Consider the following 22550-nt stretch of genomic DNA (forward strand, 5'->3'; position numbering starts at 1 on the left):
ATGAACACGATCGAGAACAAGGCCATCGTTCAGCGCATCCACGAAGAGCTGGACAAAGGCAACGGCCGGCCCTTCGTCGAGAGCCGCGCCGACGACGCGAGCTGGAAGCTCGAAGGCAGCACCGCCTGGTCGCGCACCTACCAAGGCAAGAAGGCGATCCGCGAGGAGCTGCTGGACCCGCTCTTCGCCCAGTTCGCCGCACCCTACAGGAGCAGGACCGAGCGCATCATTGCCGAGGGTGACCGGGTGGTGGTTCTCTTCAGCGGCGACGTGCCCACCAAGGCCGGCAAGCGCTACAACAACCGCTATTGCTATGTCTACCGACTCGAAGGAGGCAAGGTGAAAGAGCTGACCGAATACTTCGACACCGCGCTGGTGCAGGAGGCGCTGCAGCCTCCGGCCGTCGTCCATGCCGGCTGAGAAAGCCACCAAGAGGGGCTCTCCCTTCCACATCGGCGAACTGGCCAAGCGCACAGGCCGCACGGTGCACGCCATCCGCTGGTACGAGACGCAGGGTCTCGTGCCCGGCGTGGCGCGCGACGAGGGCGGCCGGCGCCTCTATGTCGAGCTGCATGTCGGCTGGCTCGACCTGATGGAGCGGCTGCGCCGCACCGGCATGTCGATCGCCGAGATGCGCGAATACACAGCGCTCGCGCTGCAGGGCAAGACCACGCTGCGCGAGCGGCGCGACATGCTCGCCGCTCACCGCGAGCGCGTGAACGAAACCATCGCCGAGTGGAAGAGGGCGCTGTCGCTTGTCGAGCGCAAGATCGACTTCTACGACGAGTGGATGGCCAGCGGGCATCGCCCGCCGCTCATTGCCGCGGAACCCTTGCCCGCGCCGAAGAAGCGCGGAAGCGGCGCTACTCGGCGATGAAGCCCGGGTCGGTGCGGATCGAACCCCTGTCCCGGTGGTTGTGAAGCCGTCCCAGCGTGTTCTCGATCAGGCGCTTGAGCTTGTCGGAGGCGCCACGGAAAGCCTCGTCGAGGCTGGCCGCGTGCTGCGTCACCGCCAGCGGCTGGTGGTGCGCCAGGCGCGCTTCCATCACGCAGCACTTGTCGCTGCCCCCGGCCTTGTCGTGGTTCTCGTCGCTCAGGTGCACCTCGACGCGCGTCACGTCGTCGACGAAACGGCCCAGGTTCTGCTTGATCTCGGTGTCGGCCCAGCGCTCCAGCGCGTCCTTGTTGGTGATGCCGTTGCTCGTGTTGACCTGTATCTGCATGCAATATCCTCGCTGGATGGATGAACGAAGGCCCACTTTGCACCGTGCGGCGCCGGGCGGGCCGTAGGTCTGGTTCCTACCCGCGCGACGGGCAGGCCCCAATCAGCTCTGGATGTAGGTGGTCAGCTGCTCGATGGTGGCTTCCTGGTCCGAGATGATGTCGTCCATCAGGTCCTGGATGGAGATCATGCCGACCACCCTGTCGCCGTCGACCACCGGCAGGTGGCGGAACTTGCGCTGGCTCATGAGCGCCATGCACTCGCGGGTGCGGGTGTGCGGCGTCACGGTCATCACGTCGGGCGTCATGATCTCGCGCACCTTCATTTCCTTGGAGTTCTTGCCCTGCAGCGCGACCTTGCGGGTGTAGTCGCGCTCGGAGAGAAAGCCCACCAGCCTTTCGCCGTCCATCACCATCAGCGCGCCGACCTCGAAGCGCGCCAGGATGGAGAGCGCGTCGAACACGCTGGTGTCGGGGGAGGTGCGCCATGCCGCGGAATCATGGCGCTTGAGCAGTTCGGAGACGGGTTTCATCGTGTGCAACTCCATGAAGGGTTTTCGATTCGACCGACGCTCGGGCGCCGCACTCGCTCAAATCATAGGGGCGATGAATGACCGCGCGGCGCAAAAAACTCTAAGGGATTGCGCGTGTGTGCAAGACACGCGCAATGCGCGAGAACTTAAGGCTGCGCAGCCGCGGCCGCAGGGGCGGCGATGAACACGCGGTTCAGCGCCACTGCGTCGCCGACCACCGTCTTCACCAGGCCCTTCTCGTCGAACTGCACCTGGAACTCCGACCAGCTGTCGCGCCAGTAGCGCCACACCGGGGCGTCGAGGCTCGGGTTCTCGCTGGCCACCGGGTAGGCAATGGCCATCAGCACCTGCTCGCGCGTCATGCCGGGCATCACCTTGCCGGCGAGGATGGCCTCGCGCACCGGCGCGGGGAAGGTCGCCAGCTTCTGCTTCGGGTCCGCCGTCACCACGTAGCGCTGCGCGAAGGTCGGCAACGGGATGTTGCGGCTGTAGTCGTTCTTGATGCGCTGCTGCTTGCCGGCGAGCTCCACGCCGAACCAGCGGAAGTCGTACGTCGTGATGCGCGCCGGGGTGCCCACGGCGACGATGCTCGTGCCCTGCTCGTCGTAGTTGATGTCGCTGATCGAGTCGCCGTAGGTGCGCATGTTGCAGCACAGGTAGCCGCTGACGAGCGGGCCGGGCGGCGGGGAGGGCCGCTGGGCATGGGCGACGGTGATGGACGCGGGCACGACGGTGGCTGCCAGCAGGGCGGCAGCGGCAAGACGCTTGAGCATTTGTGGATTTCCCTCGGAGTTGTTGGAATCGCTGCGGATCGCTGTCCTCGGCAGCGAAGGGATTCTAGGAGCGAACAATCCCCAAGCGAAGGCAGAATGAGCGCCCGCAGCTATCGAAAGCGTAGCAACCAGCTTGCGTTCAGGTTCCCGGTTCACAATGCGCCCCGGCGGCCCTGCCGCCCGCCCGAATTCACAGAGACAGCGCGAAAAGAAAGAAGAGCCCACCGATGGCGATCCAGTGGTTCCCCGGTCACATGTATTCGACCCAGAAGGCCATCACCGAACGGGTGAAGGACATCGACGTGGTCATCGAGCTGCTCGACGCCCGCCTGCCCGGCTCCAGCGCCAACCCGATGCTGGCCGAGCTCACGGCCGGCAGGCCCACGCTGAAGGTGCTCAACAAGCAGGACCTGGCCGACCCCGCGCGCACAGCCCTCTGGCTGGCGCACTTCAACGCGCTGCCCGCCACCCGCGCCATTCCCCTCGACGCGAGCCAGACCACGCCCGCGCAGCAGATCGTGAAGGCCTGCCACGAACTCTCGCCCAACCGCGGCGGGCTGGCCAAGCCGATGCGGGTGCTGATCTGCGGCATTCCCAACGTGGGCAAATCCACCCTCATCAACACCCTCACCGGCGGGCGCAAGGCCAAGACCGGCGACGAGGCCGGCATCACCAAGCTCGAACAGCGCATCACGCTGGCCGACGACTTCTACCTGTGGGACACGCCAGGCATGCTGTGGCCGCGCATCATCGTGCCCAAGAGCGGCTACAACCTCGCGGCCAGCGGCGCGGTGGGGCGCAACGCCTTCGACGAGGAGGAAGTGGCGCTGGAACTGCTCGGCTACCTCAAGGCTAACTACGCCGCCGGCTTGGCCGCGCGATTCAAGCTCGTGGAGCTCGACGCCGAGACCATGGCCGGCATGAAGGACGAAGCCCTGCTCGACACCATCGGCCGCAAGCGCGGCGCCCTGCTGGGCAAGGGCCGCGTCAACCTGCAGAAGGCCGCCGAGATCGTGATGCACGAGTTCCGCGCCGGCAACCTCGGGCGCATCACCCTCGAGACGCCCGGGGAGTTCGCCGTGTGGCTGGCCGACGGCCAGCGCGCCGACGCCGAGCGCGCGGCGAAGAAGGCCGCGCGCAAGCAGAAGGGCAAGCCGAAGGCAGAGGCGGCGCCGGAAGGCTGAATCGGCCGCGGCTCAGTCGAGCGCGAACAGCGCGGCCGCCGCCTCGTCGAGCGCCGCGACCCTGCGCGAATCGGAACGCGGGCCGGCCGCCTGCAGCGCGCGCTGATACATCGCCACGCGCGTGGCCGACACCGGCCTGCACAGCGGCCGCCCGCGCGTCTGCGCGATGCCGCGCCCGGGCACCACGTAGCGCCCCGGGCTGAGCCGCGCGAAGCGGATGTAGGCCTGCAGCGTGGGGAGCACGTCGGCGTGCAGCGCGTTCATGCGCTTCTCGGCCTCCTTGCCGATCTGCGCGTAGCCCTTGGCGTCCTTGGTGATGGGCAGCCCGAGGATGTCGGCCATGTCGATCTCGAAGTGCGTGAAGTCGCCGTACGGGCGCTTGCAGTCGATGACGAAGCTGCTCCAGTTCGCGTGCTGCAGCAGGCGGATGTGCTCTTCGGTCACGTCGAAGGCCGCGCGCTTCTCGAAGGGCGGCTGGAAGGCGTAGTGGCCGGCCACGAAGCTCGCGTGCAGGAAGAAGGCGGCCGCCACGTTAACGAATCGGTCGAAGACCGGCGAGCTGCCGCCATCGAGCACGTCGCCGAACTGTTCGAGCGTCATGTCGGGCGGCACGATGGCGGGCGCGCCGGATTCGCAGCCGACCCACTCGGCGTGGCTGCGGCGGAACCAGTCGATGTCGGCCTGCGTGATCTCGATGCTGCCCGGCTGGGGCGGCGCTGTCGGGGCGGATGCGGGCGCATCCTGCGACTGCCCGCAGCCCGAGGCGGCCAGCAGGGTGGTTGCGGCGCATGCGGCAGAAAGTACCAGCGCATCCCGCCGATGGAACCATCTCAATTTGTTCTCTCCAGGGAAAAGCTATCTGTCCGGCGCACGAGGATGCCATGCGGGCCTGACATCTGCCTGAGGACGGCCGGGGCATGAGGAGCGTCAGGGGGCGCGGTGTAGGCTCGCCGCATCCACATCGCAAGGAGCGACATGACCGAAGCAGCGCAGGACCGAGGCAACGACGACGATGGTGACGACGAGCTCTCGCCCGGCTGGGACGCCATCGCCGCCGCCATGGAGCGCCTCTACCCCGGCCAGGAGCCGAAGCACTACGGCACGGTGATCAAGTGGATGCTCGGCGGGCCCGATCCGCTGGACGGCGTGAGCGTGTGGAAGCGCATGGAGCCGGTGCCGCACTGGCACTACCTGAGCTACGGGCTCAGCGAGCTCTACACCAAGGAGTCGGACGTCGCCGAAACCAGCGGCTACGGCTTCGAGCTCACCTTCCGCCTCGCCTGCGAGCCCAACGAGGCCGAGCCGCCCGCGTGGGCCATCAACTTCCTGCAGAACCTCGCGCGCTACGTGTTCAAGAGCGGCAACGTGTTCGACGACGGCCACTGGATGACCGCCAACGGTCCCATCGCGCTGGAGCGCGAGACGCTGATCCGCTCGATGGGCTTCGTGTTCGATCCCGAGCTGCCGGCCATCGACACGCCCAACGGCCGCGTGAGCTTCATCCAGGTCGTGGGCCTGACGGAAGACGAGGAGCGCGCGGGCAAGCGCTGGGACACGCGTCGGCTGCTCGATGCGCTGCTGCCGGCGATGCCGCTGTGGGTGACCGACCTCGGGCGGCCTTCGCTGCTCGACGATGCCGAAGTGCGCGGGCGCGTGGAGGAGGGCGCGGCGCGCGAGGGCTCGTCCAGCGGTTTTCTCTTCACCGAAGTGCTGGGCTGGGAGACGAGCAAGCGGCTGCTGCGCGCGCCGGTCACCGAGATCACGCTCGGGGCGCGGCAGGTCGACGAACTGGTCGCGCTGCTGCCGCTGCGGCTGCCTTTCGGGCGCGACTTCCACTTCGCGAGCCGCGAGCGGGCGCTGGTCTTCGCGCACGGCGAGACCGACAGCGTCGAGGAGGAGGGCGACAGACTCACGCTGCGGCTTTCCGACGCCACGGTGCGCGAGCTGGCCCATGCGCTGAAGCCGGTCGCCGGCATCTACGAGGTGCGGGGTTTTGGCACCGTGCGCTGGAAGGTGCAGAAGACGACCATCAAGGACCCGCAGGGGAACGTGGTCCGCACCATAGGCTGACCAGTCGCCCCCGAAGCCAGCCTTGCGCCAGCCAGCTGCGAGGTGGCGTGCAAGCCCGAGGCGCATGGCAAGTCGGGCCACGGCACCAAGCACGCCGACCGATGTCGCGCGGCAGCTCAGCGCATCTGCAGTCGCGCGTCCTTCGGATAGCCGATGGTGTAGTCGGCCGTCACGCGCGCGGTCTGGCCGGCCGCGAGGTCGAGCTGCCACATGGCCAGGCCGGGCTGCTTGTTCCAGGCCAGCTCGGCGGGCTGCGGCGAAAACTCCGAGGCCACGCGCACCTTCTCGTCGACCGAGACCGGAGCGGCTTCCAGCACCTGCACCGCGATCGGCGTGCGGTGGCGGTTCTCGACCACGTAGGCGCGCTGCACCTTGCGCTCGGCGCGCGAGCCGGCGAAGCCGCCCGTGCCCTGGTTGTCGCGCTCGGGCTCGGCCTGCACGCGCACCAGTTCGTCGCGGCCGAAGGAAAGCGTCAGGCGCGCGTCGGTGGGCGCGTTCCAGCGGCCGCTGCCGACGAAGGCGCCATCGCGGTAGAGCTGCATCGGGCCGGCGGGCCACACGCCGGCGGGCTGGTCGAGTTCGGCGACAAGGAAAGCGCTGGCGTCCACGCGCGGGCTGGTGCGCGCGGCGAGCTTGGCCGTATCTTCGTGCTGGCCCAGCGCCATGGTCACGCGCTGGCCGTTGGAGGGCACGTCGATGGCCTGCGGCACCGAGAATTCGGTGGCGAAGCTGTTGTCGAACACGCTCACGTCGAACAGCGGCTCCGTCCGGCGCTCGCGGCTGTCCATGGACTTGCCGGCCATGATGGGCGACGGCGCCATGGCCGCCGCCGGCGCGGAGGGGTAGGCCATCTCGGCCAGCGGGCGCGGCGGCGGCTCGATGCCGATGCGCCATGCCGTCGGCAGGCGACCCGTTGTTTCGCGGCGCGGCTGTCCGGTCGAAAGCACCAGCTTCACGCCGCGCCAGTCCTCGCCCGTGGCCTGCGCCACCAGCGCCTGGCGCTCGATGCGCACCTTGCGCGTGGTGGTGTCGAGCAGCGCGCGGTAGGTGGGCGTCCAGCCGGGGCCGTTGACCTGGTAGCTGAGCTTGACGTCGGCATCGGCGCCGGCGGCCAGGGTCACCGTCACGGCCGTCACCTGGCCGCCGTTGCCCTGGGTGCGGGTGCGCTCGGCCAGCAGCGGGTTGAGCTGGCGGTCGATCTCGGCCTGTTTGCGCTGGATCTGGTGCTGCTTGAGCAGTGAATCCTGCCCGGTGCGGCGCATGGCTTCGGTCATGGCGGCGAGGTTGCGCGCGTCCATCGGCGCGCGCGCGCCGGGGGCATCGCCGCTGCCGCCGGCCAGGCCCTTGAGGTAGCCGGTGACCATGCCCAGCGCATCGGTCTCGGCCTGCAGGGCTGCCTTCTGGTCCTCGAGCTCGCGGATGCGGCCGTCGAGCGGGCTGGTCGAGCAGCGTGCCGAGAGCTCGCGCTGCTCGCTGAGCACCGAGGTTTCGCCGATGCGCACCGAGGCATCGGCCGATACCTGCAGGCTCTGCACGTCCAGCCCCGCGGGCAGGCAGGCGAAGGTGACCGAGCGCGCGCCGGCCGCGACGCGCGCCACGCGCTCCACGGTGGCGCTGCCGGGGTAGACCTTGACCTGGGTGATGCGCGAGTCGGTGGCTGCCGTGGCGGGTTGTGTAGTCGCCTGGCCCTGGGCGCTCAGGCTCAGGACCAGCAGGACGGCGGCACCGGCGGTGGCGCGGAGGAGGGCGGAAGTCGATGCTTTCATGGGATGCCTCTGGAGCTAAGGTGATGAATGACCCAGGCTCATACGGGCGGCCCCGGCGATCGGGGTTAAGGCATCGTCAAAAAAACTTCATGCAGCCGGCGGCGCTGTCGCCAATGCAACCGGCACGGCGTTTCCGGTCGCGCGCGCGACGGCGGATGCGAGGCGTGCTTCATAGAGTGGCCGCATCGTCTTTCCACCCAACCCCGGACAAGGACACACCGCCATGCTCGACACCATCCAGGCCATCAACAAGACCGCCGCCTTCAACCGCTGGGCCGGCTTCGAAGTGACCAGCGCTGCCAACGGCGAAGCCGAACTGCGCATGAACTGGCGCGAGGAGGACATGGGCCAGTACGCCGGCTTCCTGCACGCCGGAATGATCGGCGCGATGCTCGACACCGTGAGCGGCTACGCGGCCGCCACCGTGGCGGGGCGCGTGCTGGCATCGCATTTTTCGGTGAACTGCGTCTCGCCCGCCATCGGGCGCGCCTTCGTGGCGCGCGGGCGGGTGGTGAAGGCCGGGCGCAAGCAGGTGTTCGCGGCGGCCGAGCTCTATGCGCAGGGCGAGGGTGCCGATTCGCTCAAGCTCGTGGCGACGGGGAACGCAATCCTGGTTCCGGTCGAAGATCCTGCTTCCGCGCCGCCGAAGAAGGCGCAGCCCGCGGCCTGAGCTTCAGCCCGAAGAGCGGCCGCAGCAGGTCGGTGCGGCGGATCAGCCCGTCCGTCAGCAGCCAGCAGCCCAGCAGCGTCAGCGCTACCAGCAGCGCGGGCTCCATGACCGGGCCGAGCGCGAACGGGGCCAGCAGGGTCACGCCGGCGATGATCAGCGTCTGGTGCAGCACGTACCACGGGTACACCGACTCGTTGGCCCAGCGCAGCCAGGGCCAGGGGCGGTTCAGGTGGCGATGGCCGTGGCCGAGGATGGTCGCGACGGCCAGCCACAGGTAGAGCATGCGCAGCGTGTCCATCAGCAGGCCCGGGGGCGGGCTCTTCATGCCGGTGCGCAGCGCGATGAAGGCGGCGATCACCGCGACCGCCAGCGCGAGCGACACGCGGCGCAGCCGCTCCAGCTCCTTCCACACGCCGGTGTCCACGCCCATCCAGTAGCCGTAGAGAAACATCGTGAAGTAGAGGCTGTGCAGGTGGAAGTCGCGCACCAGGTTGTGCGTGGCCGGAAAGCGCGAGGCCAGCAGCATTGTGAAGACCAGCAGCGGCACCACCGGCAACAGCAGCAGCTTCCAGCCGCGCAGGCCGTTGAAGGCGCCGCGCAGCCGCTGGCCGGCGGCGGATTTCCACAGCGGCAGCGTCAGAGCGACCAGCGCCGTGTAGGTAAATAGATAGGGCAGGTACCAGAGGTGGTTCCAGGTGATGCCGAACTCCGCGCCGTCGAAGGCCTGCTTCGGCCAGGGCTGGGCCATCGACAGGTAGCGCAGCAGGAAGGCGCCGAAGCCCGGCGCGACCAGCCCGTTGGCCACGCCCTGCGCGTAGGCCTGGTAGGGCACGATCACCGCCATGCCGAAGGCCAGCGGCAGCATCAGCCGCAGGCCCCGGCTGCGCAGCAGGCCCCAGGTGCCCTGGCCCCGGCTCAGGAAGCCGAGCGACACGCCCGAGATCAGGAAGACCAGGTCCATGCGCCACAGGTTCAGGATGCGCATCGGCCATTGCAGCCATTCGGCCGCGTGCGGGCTCTTGAGGTGCCAGGGCCAGTCGGCCACGTAGTACATGCCCACGTGATAGAGGATGACGAAGAGGAAGGCCAGCGCGCGCAGGGCGTCGATGTCGTGACGGCGGTGGGCGGGCGGAGTTGCTGGAACGGGATCGGCGGTCATGGGCGGCTCCTCGAAGCGGGAAGGCCGCCATGCTCGGCCCGGCCGGCCCAGCGCGGCGCGGCCGGGGGACGGATCGCCCCCCGCTTTGTGACGAGCGGTGGCCCGCGGGGACGAAATCCGGCCCCGAAAAGCCGTCCCGGGGCCCGTTTTCGGGAGAATCCCGGCCATGGGAGACCCCCGCAAGAACCTGTACGAACGCTACGCGCCGATCCGCCGTCCGCTGGAGGTGGCTTTCTGGATCGTGCTGATGACGCTGCAGGCCGCGTTCAGCACCGTGGTGGCGATCATGGACGTGCGCACGCGCGCCGTGCCCCGGCCCAATTGGGAGGTCGCGACCTGGGAGGTGTCGAGCCACCTGGTGCTGTTGCTGCTGGTGCCCGCGCTGGCGGCGGTCGAGCGCCGGCTGTCGCCGCTGGCGCGTGCCCATCTGCTGCGCTTCCTGGCCTGGCACCTGGTGGCGAGCGTGGTGTTCAGCGTGGTGCACGTGGCAGGCATGTTCGGGCTGCGGTCGATGGCCTACGCCATGGCGGGCGAACGCTACGACTTCTGGAACTGGGCCGGCCAGTGGAGCTACGAGTACCTGAAGGACGTGCGGGTGTACGCGAGCATCGTGTTCGGCATCTGGGCGTACCGGCTGTTCCTGCTGCGTCTGCAGGGAGAGGCACGGGTGCTGGATGCGCCGGAGGAGGGCGTGACTGCGCCGGCTCCCGTCCCGATCCCGGCTTTGGCGGAACCGGAGGGATTCGAACCCTCCGTGCCCGACGCACCCCCGCCGCCGCCAGCCCGCCCCGAACGCTTCCTGGTGCGCAAGCTGCGCCGCGAATTCCTCATCGCCGCCACAGACATCGACTGGCTCCAGGCCGAGGGCAACTACGTCGGCCTGCACGTCAACGGCCACGACTACCTGCTGCGCTCCACGCTGACCGACTTCCTGGCCCAGCTCGACCCGGCGCTCTTCGTGCGCGTGCACCGCAGCCATGCAGTGAACCTGGGGCGCATCAAGGAAATCGAGCCGCTGGACGGCGGCGACGCCCGGCTGCACATGCACGACGGCACCACCGTGCCCTGCAGCCGCCGCTATCGCGATGCCCTGCGCACGGGCATCGGCGCGGCCTGATCCGGTGCGCGGCGGGCCGTGGCCGGCCCGTTATTGGTTCATTCCGCACCATCAGAGAGCTTTCAGGCACCATTTTTGCTTCATTGGCCCGCCGCGCCGGTTGATTCAGGTGCGACGCACCAATTCAAACCAAAAATCCGCAAGAAGCTCCAATGGACGCACTCAAACAGGGCGCAGACGCGCTGTTCATCCTTCTCGGCGCCATCATGGTCCTGGCCATGCACGCCGGCTTTGCCTTTCTCGAACTGGGCACCGTGCGCAAGAAGAACCAGGTCAATGCGCTGGTGAAGATCCTGGTCGACTTCTCGGTCTCGACCATCGTGTATTTCCTGGTGGGCTACGGCGTGGCCTACGGCACGCATTTCTTCGTGAGCGCCACCGAGCTGTCGGCAAAGAGCGGCTACGAGCTGGTGAAGTTCTTCTTCCTGCTGACCTTCGCCGCGGCCATACCGGCCATCATCTCGGGCGGCATCGCCGAGCGCGCCAAGTTCTGGCCGCAGCTCATCGCCACGGCGGTGATCGTCGGCTTCGTCTACCCGCTCTTCGAGGGCATCGCCTGGAACAAGCACTTCGGCATCCAGGAATGGATCGCCTCGCTGACGGGCCACGAGTTCCACGACTTCGCTGGCTCCGTCGTGGTGCATGCGGTGGGCGGCTGGCTGGCGCTGCCGGCGGTGCTGCTGCTGGGGGCGCGGCGCAACCGCTACCGCGGCGACGGCTCGCTGAGCGCGCATCCGCCGTCGAACATCCCGTTCCTGGCGCTGGGCGCGTGGGTGCTGTGCGTGGGCTGGTTCGGCTTCAACGTGATGAGCGCGCAGAGCATCGACAAGATCTCGGGCCTGGTGGCCGTGAACTCGCTGATGGCGATGGTCGGCGGCACGCTGGTGGCGCTGGCCATGGGCAAGAACGACCCGGGCTTCGTCTACAACGGCCCGCTCGCCGGCCTGGTGGCGGTGTGCGCCGGCTCCGACCTGATGCACCCGCTGGGCGCGCTGGTGGTGGGCGGCGTGGCCGGCGGCATCTTCGTCAAGCTGTTCACGCTCACGCAGAACAAGTGGAAGATCGACGACGTGCTGGGCGTCTGGCCGCTGCACGGCCTGTGCGGCACCTGGGGCGGCATCGCGGCCGGCATCTTCGGCACGCAGGCGCTGGGCGGCATAGGCGGCGTGAACGTGTGGGCGCAGCTCATCGGCACCGTGATGGGCGTGGCGTGGGCCGCGCTGGCTGGCGCGGCGGTGTACGGCGCGCTCAAGGCGGTGGCCGGACTGCGGCTGTCGCAGGAAGAGGAATACGACGGCGCCGACCTGTCGATCCACCACATCTCGGCGACGCCAGAGCGCGAAGTCAACTGGTAAGCGGCAAGGTGCGGCGGCTTGGGCTATTCTCGGCGCCCCTTACAACCGCCGAGGAGTAGACCCATGACAACGACACCCGCTCGCTGGCTGCGCAAAGGCGTCGCCGCACTGGCCGGCAGCCTGCTGATGCTTTCGTTCTCTTCCGTGGCGCAGGCCGGCGCGCCGCAGGTCAAGACCCAGGCGCCGGGCTTCTACCGGATGATGCTCGGCGACTTCGAGGTGACGGCGCTGTTCGACGGCACCCTCGACCTCGAGCCCAAGAAGCTGCTCACCAACACCACCCAGGCGCAGGTCGGCAAGCTGCTCGACCGCGGCTTCGAGAAGGACGCCGTGCCCACATCGGTGAACGGCTACCTCATCAACACAGGCAGCAAGCTGGTGCTGGTCGACACCGGCGCCGGCGGCCTCTTCGGCCCGACGCTCGGCAACCTGCAGGCCAACCTCAAGGCGGCGGGCTACCAGCCCGACCAGGTCGACGACGTGCTCATCACCCACATGCACGGCGACCACGTCGGCGGCCTGGTGCAGGACGGCAAGCTGGTCTTTCCCAACGCCACCATCCACGCCGGGCAGGAAGACGCCGACTTCTGGCTGAACAAGGCCAACCTGGAGAAGGCCTCCGCCGAGATGAAGGGCTTCTTCCAGGGCGCGATGGCCTCGCTCAACCCCTACGTGGAAGCCGGCAAGTTCAAGGGCATGAAGGGCGGCACCGAACTGGCGCCCGGCATCAGGGCCGTGCCCGCCCATGGCCACACACCGGGCCACAACATCTATGTCGTCGAGTCCAAGGGCCAGAAGCTGGTGCTGTGGGGCGACCTGATGCACGTGGCCGCCGTGCAGTTCGCGCAGCCGCAGATCACCATTTCGTTCGACGTCGACTCCAGGCCCGCAGCGGCCGAGCGCAAGAAGGCGTACGCCGACGCGGCCAAGGGCCGCTACCTGGTCGGCAGCGCGCACCTGCCGTTCCCGGGGCTCGGCCACGTGCGGGCCGAAGGCAAGGGCTACGCCTGGGTGCCGGTGGACTACCAGCAGGTGCGCTGAGCCAGCGATGAAGGTTGAGCGGCGCGGGCCGGTGTTGCGGCGCCCCGCGCGCGCGAAGGCGCGCCCTGTAGCAAACTGGCCGGCTGCTTCGCTTTCATCATCCATCGCCCCATGACCCAAGCTCCCCCCGCCCTCGAAGTCCTCCCCCGCGACCTGTCCGCCTACCGCAAGGGCAACGTCGGCGTCGACTACGTGCACCGCTTCGAGTCCGGCAAGCCCGGCCCGCACGTGCTGATCAACGCGCTCACGCACGGCAACGAGATCTGCGGCATGACGGCGGCCACGCACCTGCTCGACAACGACGTGCGTCCCAAGATCGGCACGCTCACCGTGAGCTTCGCCAACGTGGCGGCGTATGAATCCTTCAACGAGTCGCTGCCCTTCGACAGCCGGCAGTTGGTGCACAACCTCAACCGCATCTGGTCGCCCGAATGGCTGGACGGCAAGGAGGACAGCCCCGAGCTGAGCCGCGCGCGCATCCTGCGACCGGTGGTGGACGCGGCCGACCACATCCTCGACATCCACTCGACCAGCCAGCCCGTCGTGCCCTTCTGGGTGTACCCGGGCTTCGAGCGCAACGCCCGGGTCGCGCAGGCCATCGGCCGCCCCGCGGTGCACCTCGTGATGCCCGACGGCCTGGGCTCCGGCACGCCGCTCATCCAGTACGGCAGCCACGGCGGCCCCGACGGCAAGGGCGTGGCGATGGTGGTCGAATGCGGCCAGCACTTCCTGCGCTCCGCTTCTGATCTCGCCACCGCCGTCACCTATGACTTCCTCGCGTATTTCGGCCTCGTCGACAAGGACCCGGCCACCCCGCCGCCCGAGCCGCAACGGCGCTTCCAACTGATGCAGACCTACGTCATCAAGTCGCCCGACTTCGCCTTCGTGCGCCCGCTCATCGGCTTCGAGACCTTCGCCAAGGGCGAGCTGATCGCGACCAACGGCGACGAGGAGATCCGTGCGCTGTGCGACGACTGCACGATCTTCATGCCGGCCCAGCGTGCGATCGTGGGGCGCGAGGCGGTTTATCTGACCAAGCCGATCTGATACCCGGCGTGCCTGCGCCAACCAGGGGACGCAAAGGGCTCAGGTTTCCAACAGCCGCACGACCTGCTCGCGAAGCGAAGGCAAATCGTGCTGGATGGTTTGCCAGACAAGGGTGTGATCGATGGTGAAGTAGCCGTGGGAAAGCGCGTTGCGCATCTCGTAGGCGAAGCGCCATGGAACAGCAGTGTGGGCGGCCGCGAATTCCGAGTGGTGCTTCACGATGTTGTTGCTGGCTTCGCCGATGACTTCCAGGTTGCGCACCACCGCGTCCTGGGTCTTGCGATCGGCCAGATAACTGTCGGCTGTAGCGCCGGTCGTGTAGTCGCGGATGTTGTCGATCGCCTGCAGGATGTGGCCCAGGTAATCCGCCACCCGTTGCGGATCTCTTCAGCTCATACCGGCATAGCCTCGCGCAGCACCTGATCGCGGAACCTGGGAGGCAGGCCGTTGGGCGTGAGTACGTCTACTTCCATGCCCAGAAGGCTCTTCAGCTCGTGCCTGATGGCCCCGATGTCCATGAGCGTGGTTTGCGCCGTGGGCTCCACCAGCAGATCGAGGTCGCTGTCGGCCTCGTCCTCGCCGCGCAATGCTGAACCGAAGACTCGCACACTGCTGACGTGATGGCTCAACGCGATCTCGCGGATGCGATCACGATGCAGCGACAGGGCTTCGGAGGGGCGCATGGTGCCGAGTGTAATGTTTGGCTGCCCACGACCCTCGGGCCACGAGGCTGGTCCGTCAGGCAGCCGGTCAGCAGATCAGCAGGTGCCGCGGCTTGTCCGCGGTGCTGTAGTCCGCGTGCCAGTAGTGCGGGTCGTCGCAGGGGCTGAAGACGGCCTGGGCGCTGGCGTGGCGGGCGTCGAAGTGCTTGTCGAGCGTGACGTGCACCGAGCCGGGGTCGGGCCAGTCGGTGCCCGCATCGCAGACGCGGTTGCCTGACGAAACCTCGGCCGCGACGATCGCCTTCAGGGCCGGGTGCAGGCGCTCGTTGAGCAGGGCGAGGATGTCGCGCCGACTGCCGGGGCGGATCGATGTGGCGAGGCAGGCTTCGGTGAAGGCGGGATCGGCGGCCATCGTTGGAGCGGTTCCGTCTATGTCAGGCCGCAATGAACAACGCCGGATCCACCATCGCCCGGTTCAGCATCACCGACCAATGCAGGTGCGGCCCCGTCACCCGCCCGGTGGCGCCCACGGCTGCAAGCTGTTCGCCGGTCTTCATCACGTCGCCAACCTTCACGTCGATGCGGCTCAGGTGGCAGTACATGGTCAGCAGGCCGCCGCCATGGTCGAGCCAGACGGTGCCGCCGTTGAAGAAATAGTCTCCCGTGTCGATCACCTTGCCGGGCAGGGGCGCGAGCACCGGCGTGCCGGTGCCGGCCGCGATGTCCATGCCGCTGTGCGGATTGCGCGACTGGCCGTTGAACACGCGGCGCAGGCCGAAGGAGCTGGAGCGGCGGCCGGGAACGGGCACGCGCATCTGCAGGGCGGTGTCGGGGCGCATGTCGGTGAGAGTGGCCATCACGCCGGTGAGGTGGTCGCGCTCCTTGACGTAGCGCGCCTCGTCCTCGGGCGAGAGGTCGACGGTGCGCGGGGCCACGGTGAGGCGTTGCTCGCGGTACTGCTTCGGGGCCACGGTGTAGGCGATCTGGCGTTCGGGCTTGCCTTCGGCGCGCACGGTGATGCTGGCCTCGCCGGGCTCGGTCGCGAGCGGAATGCCGACGAGCGCGGTCCATTCGATGGCGTCACCCACCACCAGCAGGGGGATGTCGCCCGCGAAGGCCTGCGGCCGCCTGGCCGACGGGCCCAGCGACAGGCGGGCGACGCCGCCGGGCACCTGCGATGCGCGTGGCCATACGCCGGGTGTTGCCGCGGGCTGTTTCTTTGCTGCCGTCGACTTGGTCGCGGCGCCGGCGTGCATCGCGGCGATCAGGCCGATGGTGCCGAGCACGGCGCTGCGGCGGTCGAGGGCGAGATGGGTGAGGGAATAGGAGGGCGTTTGCTTCATTTGAAGAGAAGGTCGGGAAGTCGATGGATGGAGGGCGCTATCCGCTCCAGGTTCCGGGCGCGAGGCCTTCGAGCGTGTGAGGGCCGATCGCGGCGCGGATCAGCCGCAGCGTCGGCAGCCCCACGGCCGCGGTCATGCGTCGCACCTGGCGGTTGCGGCCCTCGCGGATCGCGAGCTCGATCCATGCGGTGGGAATGCTCTTGCGCTCGCGGATGGGCGGCTGCCGTTCCCACACCTCGGGCGGCGGGTCGAGCAGCCGGGCGCGCGCCGGGCGGGTGGGGCCGTCGTTGAGCTGCACGCCATTGCGCAGGGCGGCAAGCGCCGCTTCGGTCGGCTCGCCTTCGACCTGCACCCAGTAGATCTTTTCCATCTTGAAGCGCGGATCGGCGATGCGCGCCTGCAGCCTGCCGTCGTCGGTGAGCAGCAGCAGGCCCTCGCTGTCGGCGTCGAGCCGGCCTGCGACGTAGACGCCGGGGATGTCGATGAACTCCTTCAGGCCACGCCAGCGGCCCTCGGGCGTGAACTGGCTGAGCACGCCATAGGGCTTGTTGAAGCGGATCAGGCGGGAGGAAGAGGGCGATGAACGAGAAGAAGGGCTCGGACGATTCATGTGCCGACAGGATAGCCCGGGTCCGTCCTGCAACCTCCGGCGGCCGGCACGGCTCCAATCGGATTGTTCATTCGAGACACAGGGAATCCGGTATGACGATCACGATGCGAAGCTCCATCCAACTCGCCTGTGTGGCGATGGCCGGCCTGCTGCTGGCGGCATGCAACAGCACGGCCATCCGCGTGGGCGGCGCGCCCGATGCCAGCGTGAAGAACTGCGTGGCAGCGGCCGCGCGCGAACTGAAGGTGCCGCCGGCCAGCATCGTCGCCGACAAGGGCACGACGCCGCGTGACGGCGTCTACACGGTCAACCTGAGGGTCGGGCCGCAGGGGCGCTCGGCGGTGTGCACCACCGACGAGAACAGCGCGGTGATCGGGGTGGTCTACAAGCGGCCCGAGTAACTGCGGGTCTGCTTGCTTACTTGCCCCAGCTGTCCCGCATCCCGGCCGCGCGGTTGAACACCGGCTTGCCGGCGGCGGCGCTGGCCTTCGCGTCGAGCACGAAGTAGCCGTGCCGTTCGAACTGGATGCCGACGCCCGGCTCGGCCTTGGCCAGTGAGGGCTCGACGAAGGCCGAACACACTTCCAGGCTGTTCTTGTTCAGCTCTTCCAACAGCTCGCCGCTGCCCGGCTGCGCCGCGGCGAACAGGCGCTCGTAGAGCCGCACTTCGGCCTGCACCGCGTCGGCGGCGGCCACCCAGGTGATGTTGCCCTTCACCTTGATCGCGTCGGCGCCGGGGGTGCCGCTCTTGGTGTCGGGCACCAGCGTGGCCTGCACCTCGACGAGCCTGCCGCTGGCGTCCTTGGTGCCGCCGGTGCATTCGATGACGTGGCCGTACTTCAGCCGCACCTTGTTGCCGGGGAAGAGGCGGAAGAAGCCCTTGGGCTGCACTTCTTCATAGTCGGTGCGCTCGATCCAGACTTCGCGGCCGAGCTTGAACTCGCGCTGGCCCATCTCGGGGTGGTGCGGGTGCACGGGGGCCGAGCAGTTGTCGAGCGCATCGTCACCGCCCATCAGTTCGCCCCAGTTGGTGATGACCAGCTTGACCGGGTCGAGCACGGCCATGGCGCGCGGGGCGACAGGGTCGAGGGTGTCGCGCAGCGCGGCCTCGAGGCTGGCGTAGTCGATCCAGCCGCCCGACTTGGTGGTGCCGCTGCGTTCGCAGAACAGGCGCAGCGCCTCGGGCGTGTAGCCGCGGCGGCGCAGGCCGGCGATGGTGGGCATGCGCGGGTCGTCCCAGCCGTCGACGTACTTCTCCTCGACCAGCTGGCGCAGCTTGCGCTTGCTGGTGAGCACGTGGGTCACGTTCAGGCGAGCGAACTCGTACTGGCGCGGGTGCGGGCTGGCGATGAGGCCGCCTTCGGCGAGGCGGTCGAGCAGCCAGTCGTAGAAGGGGCGCTGGTCTTCGAATTCCAGCGTGCAGATGCTGTGGGTGATCTGCTCGAGCGCGTCCTCGATGGGGTGCGCGTACGTGTACATCGGGTAGATGCACCACTTGTCGCCGGTGTTGTGGTGGTGGGCACGGCGCACGCGGTACAGCGCGGGGTCGCGCATGTTGATGTTGGTGCTGGCCATGTCGATCTTCGCGCGCAGGATGGCGGCGCCATCGGCCACCTGGCCGTCGCGCATGGCACGGAAGCGCGCGAGGTTCTCCTCGGGCGTGCGGGTGCGGAAGGGGCTGTCGGTGCCGGGCGTGTTGAAGTCGCCGCGGTTCGCCCGCACTTCATCGGCGGTCTGCTCGTCCACGTAGGCGAGGCCGGCGCCGATCAGGTATTCGGCGGCCTCGTACATGAAGTCGAAGTAGTCGCTCGCAAAGTACTCGTGCGGCTGCAGGGTGCCGGGGGCGCTGGGGCGGTCGGCCAGGTAGGTTTCGTAGCCCAGCCACTTCACCGCGTCGCGGATGGAATCGACGTATTCCTGGTCTTCCTTCTCGGGGTTGGTGTCGTCGAAGCGCAGGTGGCTCACGCCGCCGTATTCCTTGGCCAGCTCGAAGTTGAGCCAGATGCTCTTGGCGTGGCCGATGTGCAGGTAGCCGTTGGGCTCGGGCGGAAAGCGCATGCGCACCTTGGCCGGGTCGGCCATGCCCTGCGCGTGATGGGCGGCGTTGCCGGGCGATCCGCCCCACTTGCGGCCAGAATAGGCACCCTGCGCGAGGTCGTTCTCGATCACGTGGCGCAGGAAATTGCTCGGTGCAGCTGTCGTCTTGGTGCCGCTTTTGTCGGTCGGGGAGGTCATCGCGGCATTTTAGGGGGCACCCCCTATGGGTTACCTTTGGCAACGTTCTTCACATTGGCCGGTGCACCCCGTTTGCATTTGCCGCGTTCAATACACCACATGGGCGGTCCGGGTCCGGACTGCCCAGCCAAACAAGGAGAGCAGGATCATGAGCTTCACACGTTCAACCTTTTTCAAGTGGGCCGCCGCGGGCGTCGTGGCAGCCGGTGCATTGTTTGCCGCCACCTCGGCCAGCGCCCGCAGTGATGTGAGCTGGTCGATCGGCGTCGGCGTCCCCGGCGTGGCCGTGGGTGTTGGCAGCCCGGCCTACTACCCGGCCCCGGTCTACGTGCCGCCGGCCCCCGTCTACTACGCGCCGCCGCCCCCGGTTTACTACCGCCCGCCGCCGGTCTACTACCGTCCGGCCCCCGTTTACTACGGCCCGCCGGCCTATTACGGCCCGCGCTACTACGGTCGTGGCTACTACCGCGGACATGGCCACTGGCGCTAAAAAGCCACGGCAATCGTGACTGAATGAAAAAGGCCGGCCCCGAAAGGGCCGGCCTTTTTCTTTGGGCGCTCGCCCGGCCGATTTCACATCGCGCGAAAAAGATGGGCGTAGAGCCGGCTGACCGGAATCTTCTCGGCCCGCCCGCGCAGCATCAGGTGCAGCTTGCCGGCCTCGTCGCGGTGCACCGACTCGATGGCCGAACTGCGCACCACCACCGCCCGGTGCACCTGCCAGAAGGTGTCGGCGTCGAGCTGGGGCAGCAGCTGCTTCAGCGGCGTGCGGATCAGGTATTCGTGCGTGGCGGTCAGCACGCGCAGGTATTTGTCGGCCGCCTCGAAATAAAGCACTTCGTCGATGGGCACCATGCGCACGGTGCTGCCGCCGGCGTCGCTGGCGGCGATCATGCGCAGCGGGGCGGGTGTAGCCGTGGCGACTCCTGCGCCGGCGGCGCCCAGCACCTGGCGCCATTGGGCGAGCGTCTGTTCCAGCGCCGCATCCGCCAGCGCGGGCGTGGCCGCCGGCTGCCGCGCGGCCAGCGCCTGTTGCAGGCGGCCCACGGTCTTGCGCAGGCGGTCGGGCTGCACCGGCTTGAGCACGTAGTCGATGGCCTGCGCCTCGAAGGCGCGGGCGGCGTATTCGTCGTAGGCCGTCACGAACACCAGCTGGGGCATGGGTGCTTCGTCGGCGGGCCAGCAGTCGGCCAGTTCGGCGGCGGCGCCCAGGCCATCGAGCCCGGGCATGCGGATGTCGAAGAAAAGCACCTGCGGCAGCAAGCGCAACGCCTCGCGCACGGCGCTGCGGCCGTCGCCCGCGGTGGCGACGATCTGCAGTTCGGGCCATGCCGCGGCCAGTTCGGCCTTGAGGGCCTGGGCCAGAAGGGGCTCGTCCTCGGCGATGAGGGCGGTGGGGGATGCAGTGGTCATCTTGTCGTTGTTTTCGTGTTGCATTCAGGCGGGTGCCGGAAAGCTCAGCGTGGCGAGGGTGCCGCCCGAAGGCGAGGGCGCCAGGCTCATGCGGCCGCGCTCGCCGTACACCGTGGCCAGCCGCTCGCGCACCTGCTCCAGCCCGAAGCCGCTGCCCTGCGACGGCGGCGCCGCGCCGAGGCCCACGCCGGTGTCGCTCACCTCGATCACCAGCAGGCCGCCTTCTTCTTGCCGGCGCGCACGCACGACGATCTCGCCGCCTTCCACCTTGGGCTCCAGCCCGTGGCGGATGCTGTTCTCCACCAGCGGCTGCAGCAGCAGCGGCGGCACCGGCGCATCGCGCAGATCCTGCGGCAGGTCGAGCGTGTAGCGCAGCCGGTCGCCCATGCGCACCGACATCAGCTCCAGGTAGTCGCCCAGCCGCTCGAACTCGGCCGACAGCGGATGCGAGAGCGCGCGCGAGCCGCTGAGCGTCATGCGCAGGTAGCTGTTGAGCCGGTCGAGCATGGCCACGGCGCGCGGCGGGTCGACGGTGATCAGCACGCGCAGGTTGGCCAGCGTGTTGAAGAGCATGTGCGGCTCCAGCTGCGTCTCCAGCAGCTTCAGCCGTGCCTCGGTGGCATTGCGCTGCGCCAGCTCGATCTGGCTCTGCATGTGCTTGCTCTTGCCGAGGCTGTAGAAGAAGAAGCACATGCCGACGGTCGCGATGATGGTGATCGTGACGCCGGTCGCCAGCTTGTGGCCTTTGAAGTCGAGGAAGTCGTACCGGGGCGCGCCGAACACGGCGTCGCCGATGAGATTGCCCACGAAGAAACCGATGGCCACGCCCAGCGCGATCAGCATGAAGCCCCAGGGCCAGTTCGGCCAGTGGGTTTCACTGGCCCCGCTGAGCAGGAGCCGCCCCGTGTCGATGAACAGCCAGCTGATCATCCCGATGGCCAGCGAATAGACCAGATGGCCGGCCCAGTTTTCGCCCCCCGTGATGGTCATCGCGATGGCGATGAGGCAGCAGAAGACAGCGGTGATCAGGCCATGCCGCAGCATGTCCCGGATGTTTTCCGCGCGGAAGCGGTGCAGCGGCGTCGTGGAATTCATCCGCGGTCCTGGCCCCCCAGCGCGCGGCGCTCGCGTTCGACCAGCCGGTCGTAGAAGCCGCCGCCCGGTGCGATGAACCAGACCACCGCCCCATGGATCAGGAGCCCCAGCCCCCAGCCCATGAGCGGATACATCGCCCAGCTGCGGCCGTTGGCGGCCGAGATGGTGACCAGCCCCAGGTTGACCAGCACATAGACGAAGGCGTGGATGTACCAGCCCATCTTGGCGCCGGCGCGGCGGCGGGCGATGCGCTCGACGTCGCAGCGGAAGGAATCGGAGGACGATGCGTAGGAAGTCATGACAGCTCCTTGTATTGGACAGGAATGAAATCGGTGGTCGCCACGGCAGGCTGCGGCGCCGCCTGCAGGGCCGCGCGCTGGCGCAGCTCCTCGGTGGTGTCGCCTGGGCCCTCGGGCTTCCAGCCGGGCGGCTTCACGAGGTAGCCGACGAAGGCGCGCACCGAGCGGGCCGAGGCGAGGTCGCGAAAGAGCGCGCGCCACTGGCCGAACTCGATCTCCAGGATGTTGTGCGTGGTGACCGGGTTGACGAGGCCGTAGCGGCAGGGCACGTCGGCGCGCTCCGGGATGTAGGTGCCGAACAGGCGGTCGAACACGATCAGCACGCCGCCGTAGTTGCCGTCCAGGTATTCCAGGTTCGAGGCATGGTGCACGCGGTGGGCCGAGGGGGTGTTGAGCACCCATTCGAGCGGGCCCAGGCGCGGGATCCAGGTCGCGTGGATCCAGAACTGGTACAGCAGGTTCAGCGTGAGCATCAGCAGGATCACCCGCGGCGGCATGCCCAGCAGCGGCGCCAGCATGAAGAAGGCCAGGGTGCCGGTGAGGCGGCCGGTCCAGCCGAAGCGGTAGGCGGCCGACAGGTTCAGCTGGTTCGGCGAATGGTGGATGGCATGGGTGCACCAGAACCACCGCACGCGGTGCGCGGCGCGGTGGTACCAGTAGTAGCAGAACTCCTGGCCGATGAAGCAGGCGGCCCAGCCGGTCCAGTGGTCCATCGGCAGGGTGAAGAGGCGGTGGGCGTAGAACCAGTCCATCGCGCCGGTCCAGAAGGCCAGGGGCAGCAGCCAGCGCAGGGGGTATTCGCGCACCAGGAAGTCGAACACCGAGACGCCGGCGGCCTTCCAGTCGTAGCTGCGCCAGCCGTTGCGCCACGAAAGCACCAGGGCCTCGGCGATGGAGGCGACGAGCACCACCGTGACGGAAACCTTGAGGATCAGCAGGAGCGCGTTCATGGCGGCG

General features: G+C 68.4%; 27 protein-coding genes. 11 read left to right on the plus strand and 16 right to left on the minus strand.

Annotation, left to right across the window (positions count from 1 at the left end; genetic code table 11):
- Both EJP67_RS23835 and EJP67_RS23840 read left to right on the plus strand, forming a co-directional pair.
- Positions 1-420, plus strand: coding sequence for a nuclear transport factor 2 family protein (locus EJP67_RS23835; RefSeq protein ID WP_126024196.1), 420 nt, complete (start codon positions 1-3; stop codon positions 418-420).
- Positions 410-877, plus strand: coding sequence for a MerR family transcriptional regulator (locus tag EJP67_RS23840; protein ID WP_126024197.1), 468 nt, complete (start codon positions 410-412; stop codon positions 875-877). The genes EJP67_RS23835 and EJP67_RS23840 overlap by 11 nt, the downstream gene beginning before the upstream one ends.
- Here the strand turns inward: EJP67_RS23840 and EJP67_RS23845 are convergent.
- The 3 genes from EJP67_RS23845 to EJP67_RS23855 form a co-directional block, all read right to left on the minus strand.
- On the minus strand, positions 864-1223 hold the full coding sequence (locus EJP67_RS23845) for an HPF/RaiA family ribosome-associated protein (protein ID WP_126024198.1): 360 nt from the start codon (positions 1221-1223) through the stop codon (positions 864-866). The two genes, EJP67_RS23840 and EJP67_RS23845, sit on opposite strands and share 14 nt — an antisense overlap.
- 102 nt (positions 1224-1325) lie before the next feature.
- Complete coding sequence (locus EJP67_RS23850; RefSeq protein WP_126024199.1) at positions 1326-1754, minus strand: CBS domain-containing protein; 429 nt, start codon at positions 1752-1754, stop codon at positions 1326-1328.
- A gap of 146 nt (positions 1755-1900) precedes the next feature.
- A complete protein-coding gene (locus EJP67_RS23855; protein WP_126024200.1) occupies positions 1901-2527 on the minus strand; it encodes a cell envelope protein SmpA in 627 nt (208 codons plus the stop codon).
- A gap of 227 nt (positions 2528-2754) precedes the next feature.
- Here EJP67_RS23855 and ylqF point away from each other — a divergent pair, with 227 nt between their 5' ends.
- Positions 2755-3711 (plus strand): ribosome biogenesis GTPase YlqF, encoded by a 957-nt coding sequence (gene ylqF / locus EJP67_RS23860; protein ID WP_126024201.1) that lies wholly within the window; start codon positions 2755-2757, stop codon positions 3709-3711.
- Between the two features lie 12 nt (positions 3712-3723).
- On the opposite strand, the gene EJP67_RS33690 is transcribed toward ylqF, so the two are convergent.
- Positions 3724-4545 (minus strand): hypothetical protein, encoded by an 822-nt coding sequence (locus EJP67_RS33690; RefSeq protein WP_165909685.1) that lies wholly within the window; start codon positions 4543-4545, stop codon positions 3724-3726.
- Positions 4546-4686: 141 nt separating this feature from the next.
- Between EJP67_RS33690 and EJP67_RS23870 the strand changes: the two genes are divergently transcribed.
- Positions 4687-5781: a suppressor of fused domain protein gene (locus EJP67_RS23870; protein WP_126024202.1), complete on the plus strand. Its 1095-nt coding sequence runs from the start codon at positions 4687-4689 to the stop codon at positions 5779-5781.
- Positions 5782-5897: 116 nt separating this feature from the next.
- Here the strand turns inward: EJP67_RS23870 and EJP67_RS23875 are convergent, their stop codons facing one another.
- Positions 5898-7547 carry a DUF4139 domain-containing protein gene (locus tag EJP67_RS23875; protein ID WP_126024203.1) on the minus strand — a complete coding sequence of 550 codons (1650 nt, stop codon included), beginning with the start codon at positions 7545-7547 and terminating at the stop codon, positions 5898-5900.
- Between the two features lie 223 nt (positions 7548-7770).
- On the opposite strand from EJP67_RS23875, the gene EJP67_RS23880 reads away from it, so the two are divergent.
- Positions 7771-8217 carry a PaaI family thioesterase gene (locus EJP67_RS23880; protein ID WP_126024204.1) on the plus strand — a complete coding sequence of 149 codons (447 nt, stop codon included), beginning with the start codon at positions 7771-7773 and terminating at the stop codon, positions 8215-8217.
- Here EJP67_RS23880 and EJP67_RS23885 read toward each other — a convergent pair.
- Complete coding sequence (locus tag EJP67_RS23885) at positions 8129-9376, minus strand: acyltransferase family protein (RefSeq protein WP_126024205.1); 1248 nt, start codon at positions 9374-9376, stop codon at positions 8129-8131. The two genes, EJP67_RS23880 and EJP67_RS23885, sit on opposite strands and share 89 nt — an antisense overlap.
- 166 nt (positions 9377-9542) lie before the next feature.
- Between EJP67_RS23885 and EJP67_RS23890 the strand changes: the two genes are divergently transcribed.
- The 4 genes from EJP67_RS23890 to EJP67_RS23905 all read left to right on the plus strand — a co-directional run bounded on the left by EJP67_RS23890 (position 9543) and on the right by EJP67_RS23905 (position 13936).
- Entirely contained in the window at positions 9543-10493 is a 951-nt protein-coding gene (locus EJP67_RS23890; protein WP_126024206.1) for a LytTR family DNA-binding domain-containing protein, read from the plus strand.
- A gap of 152 nt (positions 10494-10645) precedes the next feature.
- The gene (locus EJP67_RS23895; RefSeq protein ID WP_019654985.1) at positions 10646-11848 is read left to right on the plus strand and encodes an ammonium transporter; all 1203 of its coding nucleotides are present in this window, start codon (positions 10646-10648) and stop codon (positions 11846-11848) included.
- Positions 11849-11911: 63 nt separating this feature from the next.
- Positions 11912-12889, plus strand: a complete 978-nt coding sequence (locus EJP67_RS23900) for an MBL fold metallo-hydrolase (RefSeq protein WP_126024207.1) — start codon at positions 11912-11914, stop codon at positions 12887-12889.
- Between the two features lie 111 nt (positions 12890-13000).
- Positions 13001-13936, plus strand: coding sequence for a M14 family metallopeptidase (locus EJP67_RS23905; RefSeq protein WP_126024208.1), 936 nt, complete (start codon positions 13001-13003; stop codon positions 13934-13936).
- A 39-nt stretch (positions 13937-13975) separates the two neighbouring features.
- Here the strand turns inward: EJP67_RS23905 and EJP67_RS23910 are convergent, their stop codons facing one another.
- The 5 genes from EJP67_RS23910 to EJP67_RS23930 form a co-directional block, all read right to left on the minus strand.
- Positions 13976-14308 carry a HepT-like ribonuclease domain-containing protein gene (locus tag EJP67_RS23910; protein WP_126024209.1) on the minus strand — a complete coding sequence of 111 codons (333 nt, stop codon included), beginning with the start codon at positions 14306-14308 and terminating at the stop codon, positions 13976-13978.
- 20 nt (positions 14309-14328) lie between these two features.
- On the minus strand, positions 14329-14619 hold the full coding sequence (locus EJP67_RS23915; RefSeq protein WP_126024210.1) for a nucleotidyltransferase family protein: 291 nt from the start codon (positions 14617-14619) through the stop codon (positions 14329-14331).
- A gap of 67 nt (positions 14620-14686) precedes the next feature.
- Complete coding sequence (locus EJP67_RS23920; protein ID WP_126024211.1) at positions 14687-15010, minus strand: hypothetical protein; 324 nt, start codon at positions 15008-15010, stop codon at positions 14687-14689.
- Between the two features lie 22 nt (positions 15011-15032).
- Entirely contained in the window at positions 15033-15941 is a 909-nt protein-coding gene (locus tag EJP67_RS23925) for a M23 family metallopeptidase (RefSeq protein WP_126024212.1), read from the minus strand.
- 37 nt (positions 15942-15978) lie between these two features.
- Complete coding sequence (locus EJP67_RS23930; RefSeq protein ID WP_126024213.1) at positions 15979-16551, minus strand: pseudouridine synthase; 573 nt, start codon at positions 16549-16551, stop codon at positions 15979-15981.
- 92 nt (positions 16552-16643) lie between these two features.
- Between EJP67_RS23930 and EJP67_RS23935 the strand changes: the two genes are divergently transcribed.
- A complete protein-coding gene (locus EJP67_RS23935; RefSeq protein WP_240650759.1) occupies positions 16644-16952 on the plus strand; it encodes a hypothetical protein in 309 nt (102 codons plus the stop codon).
- 16 nt (positions 16953-16968) lie between these two features.
- Here EJP67_RS23935 and EJP67_RS23940 read toward each other — a convergent pair whose 3' ends face one another.
- Positions 16969-18786: a glutamine--tRNA ligase/YqeY domain fusion protein gene (locus EJP67_RS23940; RefSeq protein ID WP_126024214.1), complete on the minus strand. Its 1818-nt coding sequence runs from the start codon at positions 18784-18786 to the stop codon at positions 16969-16971.
- 148 nt (positions 18787-18934) lie between these two features.
- On the opposite strand from EJP67_RS23940, the gene EJP67_RS23945 reads away from it, so the two are divergent.
- A complete protein-coding gene (locus EJP67_RS23945; protein ID WP_126024215.1) occupies positions 18935-19276 on the plus strand; it encodes a hypothetical protein in 342 nt (113 codons plus the stop codon).
- Between the two features lie 83 nt (positions 19277-19359).
- Here the strand turns inward: EJP67_RS23945 and EJP67_RS23950 are convergent, their stop codons facing one another.
- Genes EJP67_RS23950 through EJP67_RS23965 form a run of 4 tightly spaced genes read right to left on the minus strand, consistent with a single transcriptional unit; the run spans position 19360 to position 22543 of the window.
- On the minus strand, positions 19360-20199 hold the full coding sequence (locus EJP67_RS23950; RefSeq protein WP_126024216.1) for a LytR/AlgR family response regulator transcription factor: 840 nt from the start codon (positions 20197-20199) through the stop codon (positions 19360-19362).
- A gap of 24 nt (positions 20200-20223) precedes the next feature.
- Complete coding sequence (locus EJP67_RS23955) at positions 20224-21294, minus strand: sensor histidine kinase (RefSeq protein WP_126024217.1); 1071 nt, start codon at positions 21292-21294, stop codon at positions 20224-20226.
- A complete protein-coding gene (locus EJP67_RS23960; RefSeq protein ID WP_126024218.1) occupies positions 21291-21593 on the minus strand; it encodes a 2TM domain-containing protein in 303 nt (100 codons plus the stop codon). The genes EJP67_RS23955 and EJP67_RS23960 overlap by 4 nt, the downstream gene beginning before the upstream one ends.
- Entirely contained in the window at positions 21590-22543 is a 954-nt protein-coding gene (locus EJP67_RS23965; RefSeq protein ID WP_126024219.1) for a sterol desaturase family protein, read from the minus strand. Before EJP67_RS23965 ends, EJP67_RS23960 begins: the two co-directional genes overlap by 4 nt.
- Positions 22544-22550: the final 7 nt, after the last annotated feature.

Source organism: Variovorax guangxiensis (genome assembly GCF_003952165.1).
Classification (GTDB): domain Bacteria; phylum Pseudomonadota; class Gammaproteobacteria; order Burkholderiales; family Burkholderiaceae_C; genus Variovorax; species Variovorax guangxiensis.

Coding starts and splice junctions, on each gene's coding strand:
- EJP67_RS23845 (WP_126024198.1), bottom strand. CDS start 1,223: ATGCAGATACAGGTCAACACGAGCAACGGCATCACCAACAAGGACGCG.
- EJP67_RS23960 (WP_126024218.1), bottom strand. CDS start 21,593: ATGACTTCCTACGCATCGTCCTCCGATTCCTTCCGCTGCGACGTCGAG.
- ylqF (WP_126024201.1), top strand. CDS start 2,755: ATGGCGATCCAGTGGTTCCCCGGTCACATGTATTCGACCCAGAAGGCC.
- EJP67_RS23945 (WP_126024215.1), top strand. CDS start 18,935: ATGAGCTTCACACGTTCAACCTTTTTCAAGTGGGCCGCCGCGGGCGTC.
- EJP67_RS23885 (WP_126024205.1), bottom strand. CDS start 9,376: ATGACCGCCGATCCCGTTCCAGCAACTCCGCCCGCCCACCGCCGTCAC.
- EJP67_RS23915 (WP_126024210.1), bottom strand. CDS start 14,619: ATGCGCCCCTCCGAAGCCCTGTCGCTGCATCGTGATCGCATCCGCGAG.
- EJP67_RS23895 (WP_019654985.1), top strand. CDS start 10,646: ATGGACGCACTCAAACAGGGCGCAGACGCGCTGTTCATCCTTCTCGGC.
- EJP67_RS23900 (WP_126024207.1), top strand. CDS start 11,912: ATGACAACGACACCCGCTCGCTGGCTGCGCAAAGGCGTCGCCGCACTG.
- EJP67_RS23880 (WP_126024204.1), top strand. CDS start 7,771: ATGCTCGACACCATCCAGGCCATCAACAAGACCGCCGCCTTCAACCGC.
- EJP67_RS23840 (WP_126024197.1), top strand. CDS start 410: ATGCCGGCTGAGAAAGCCACCAAGAGGGGCTCTCCCTTCCACATCGGC.
- EJP67_RS23870 (WP_126024202.1), top strand. CDS start 4,687: ATGACCGAAGCAGCGCAGGACCGAGGCAACGACGACGATGGTGACGAC.
- EJP67_RS23930 (WP_126024213.1), bottom strand. CDS start 16,551: ATGAATCGTCCGAGCCCTTCTTCTCGTTCATCGCCCTCTTCCTCCCGC.
- EJP67_RS23875 (WP_126024203.1), bottom strand. CDS start 7,547: ATGAAAGCATCGACTTCCGCCCTCCTCCGCGCCACCGCCGGTGCCGCC.
- EJP67_RS23850 (WP_126024199.1), bottom strand. CDS start 1,754: ATGAAACCCGTCTCCGAACTGCTCAAGCGCCATGATTCCGCGGCATGG.
- EJP67_RS23950 (WP_126024216.1), bottom strand. CDS start 20,199: ATGACCACTGCATCCCCCACCGCCCTCATCGCCGAGGACGAGCCCCTT.
- EJP67_RS23835 (WP_126024196.1), top strand. CDS start 1: ATGAACACGATCGAGAACAAGGCCATCGTTCAGCGCATCCACGAAGAG.
- EJP67_RS23925 (WP_126024212.1), bottom strand. CDS start 15,941: ATGAAGCAAACGCCCTCCTATTCCCTCACCCATCTCGCCCTCGACCGC.
- EJP67_RS23905 (WP_126024208.1), top strand. CDS start 13,001: ATGACCCAAGCTCCCCCCGCCCTCGAAGTCCTCCCCCGCGACCTGTCC.
- EJP67_RS23965 (WP_126024219.1), bottom strand. CDS start 22,543: ATGAACGCGCTCCTGCTGATCCTCAAGGTTTCCGTCACGGTGGTGCTC.
- EJP67_RS23940 (WP_126024214.1), bottom strand. CDS start 18,786: ATGACCTCCCCGACCGACAAAAGCGGCACCAAGACGACAGCTGCACCG.
- EJP67_RS23890 (WP_126024206.1), top strand. CDS start 9,543: ATGGGAGACCCCCGCAAGAACCTGTACGAACGCTACGCGCCGATCCGC.
- EJP67_RS23920 (WP_126024211.1), bottom strand. CDS start 15,010: ATGGCCGCCGATCCCGCCTTCACCGAAGCCTGCCTCGCCACATCGATC.
- EJP67_RS23935 (WP_240650759.1), top strand. CDS start 16,644: ATGACGATCACGATGCGAAGCTCCATCCAACTCGCCTGTGTGGCGATG.
- EJP67_RS23855 (WP_126024200.1), bottom strand. CDS start 2,527: ATGCTCAAGCGTCTTGCCGCTGCCGCCCTGCTGGCAGCCACCGTCGTG.
- EJP67_RS23955 (WP_126024217.1), bottom strand. CDS start 21,294: ATGAATTCCACGACGCCGCTGCACCGCTTCCGCGCGGAAAACATCCGG.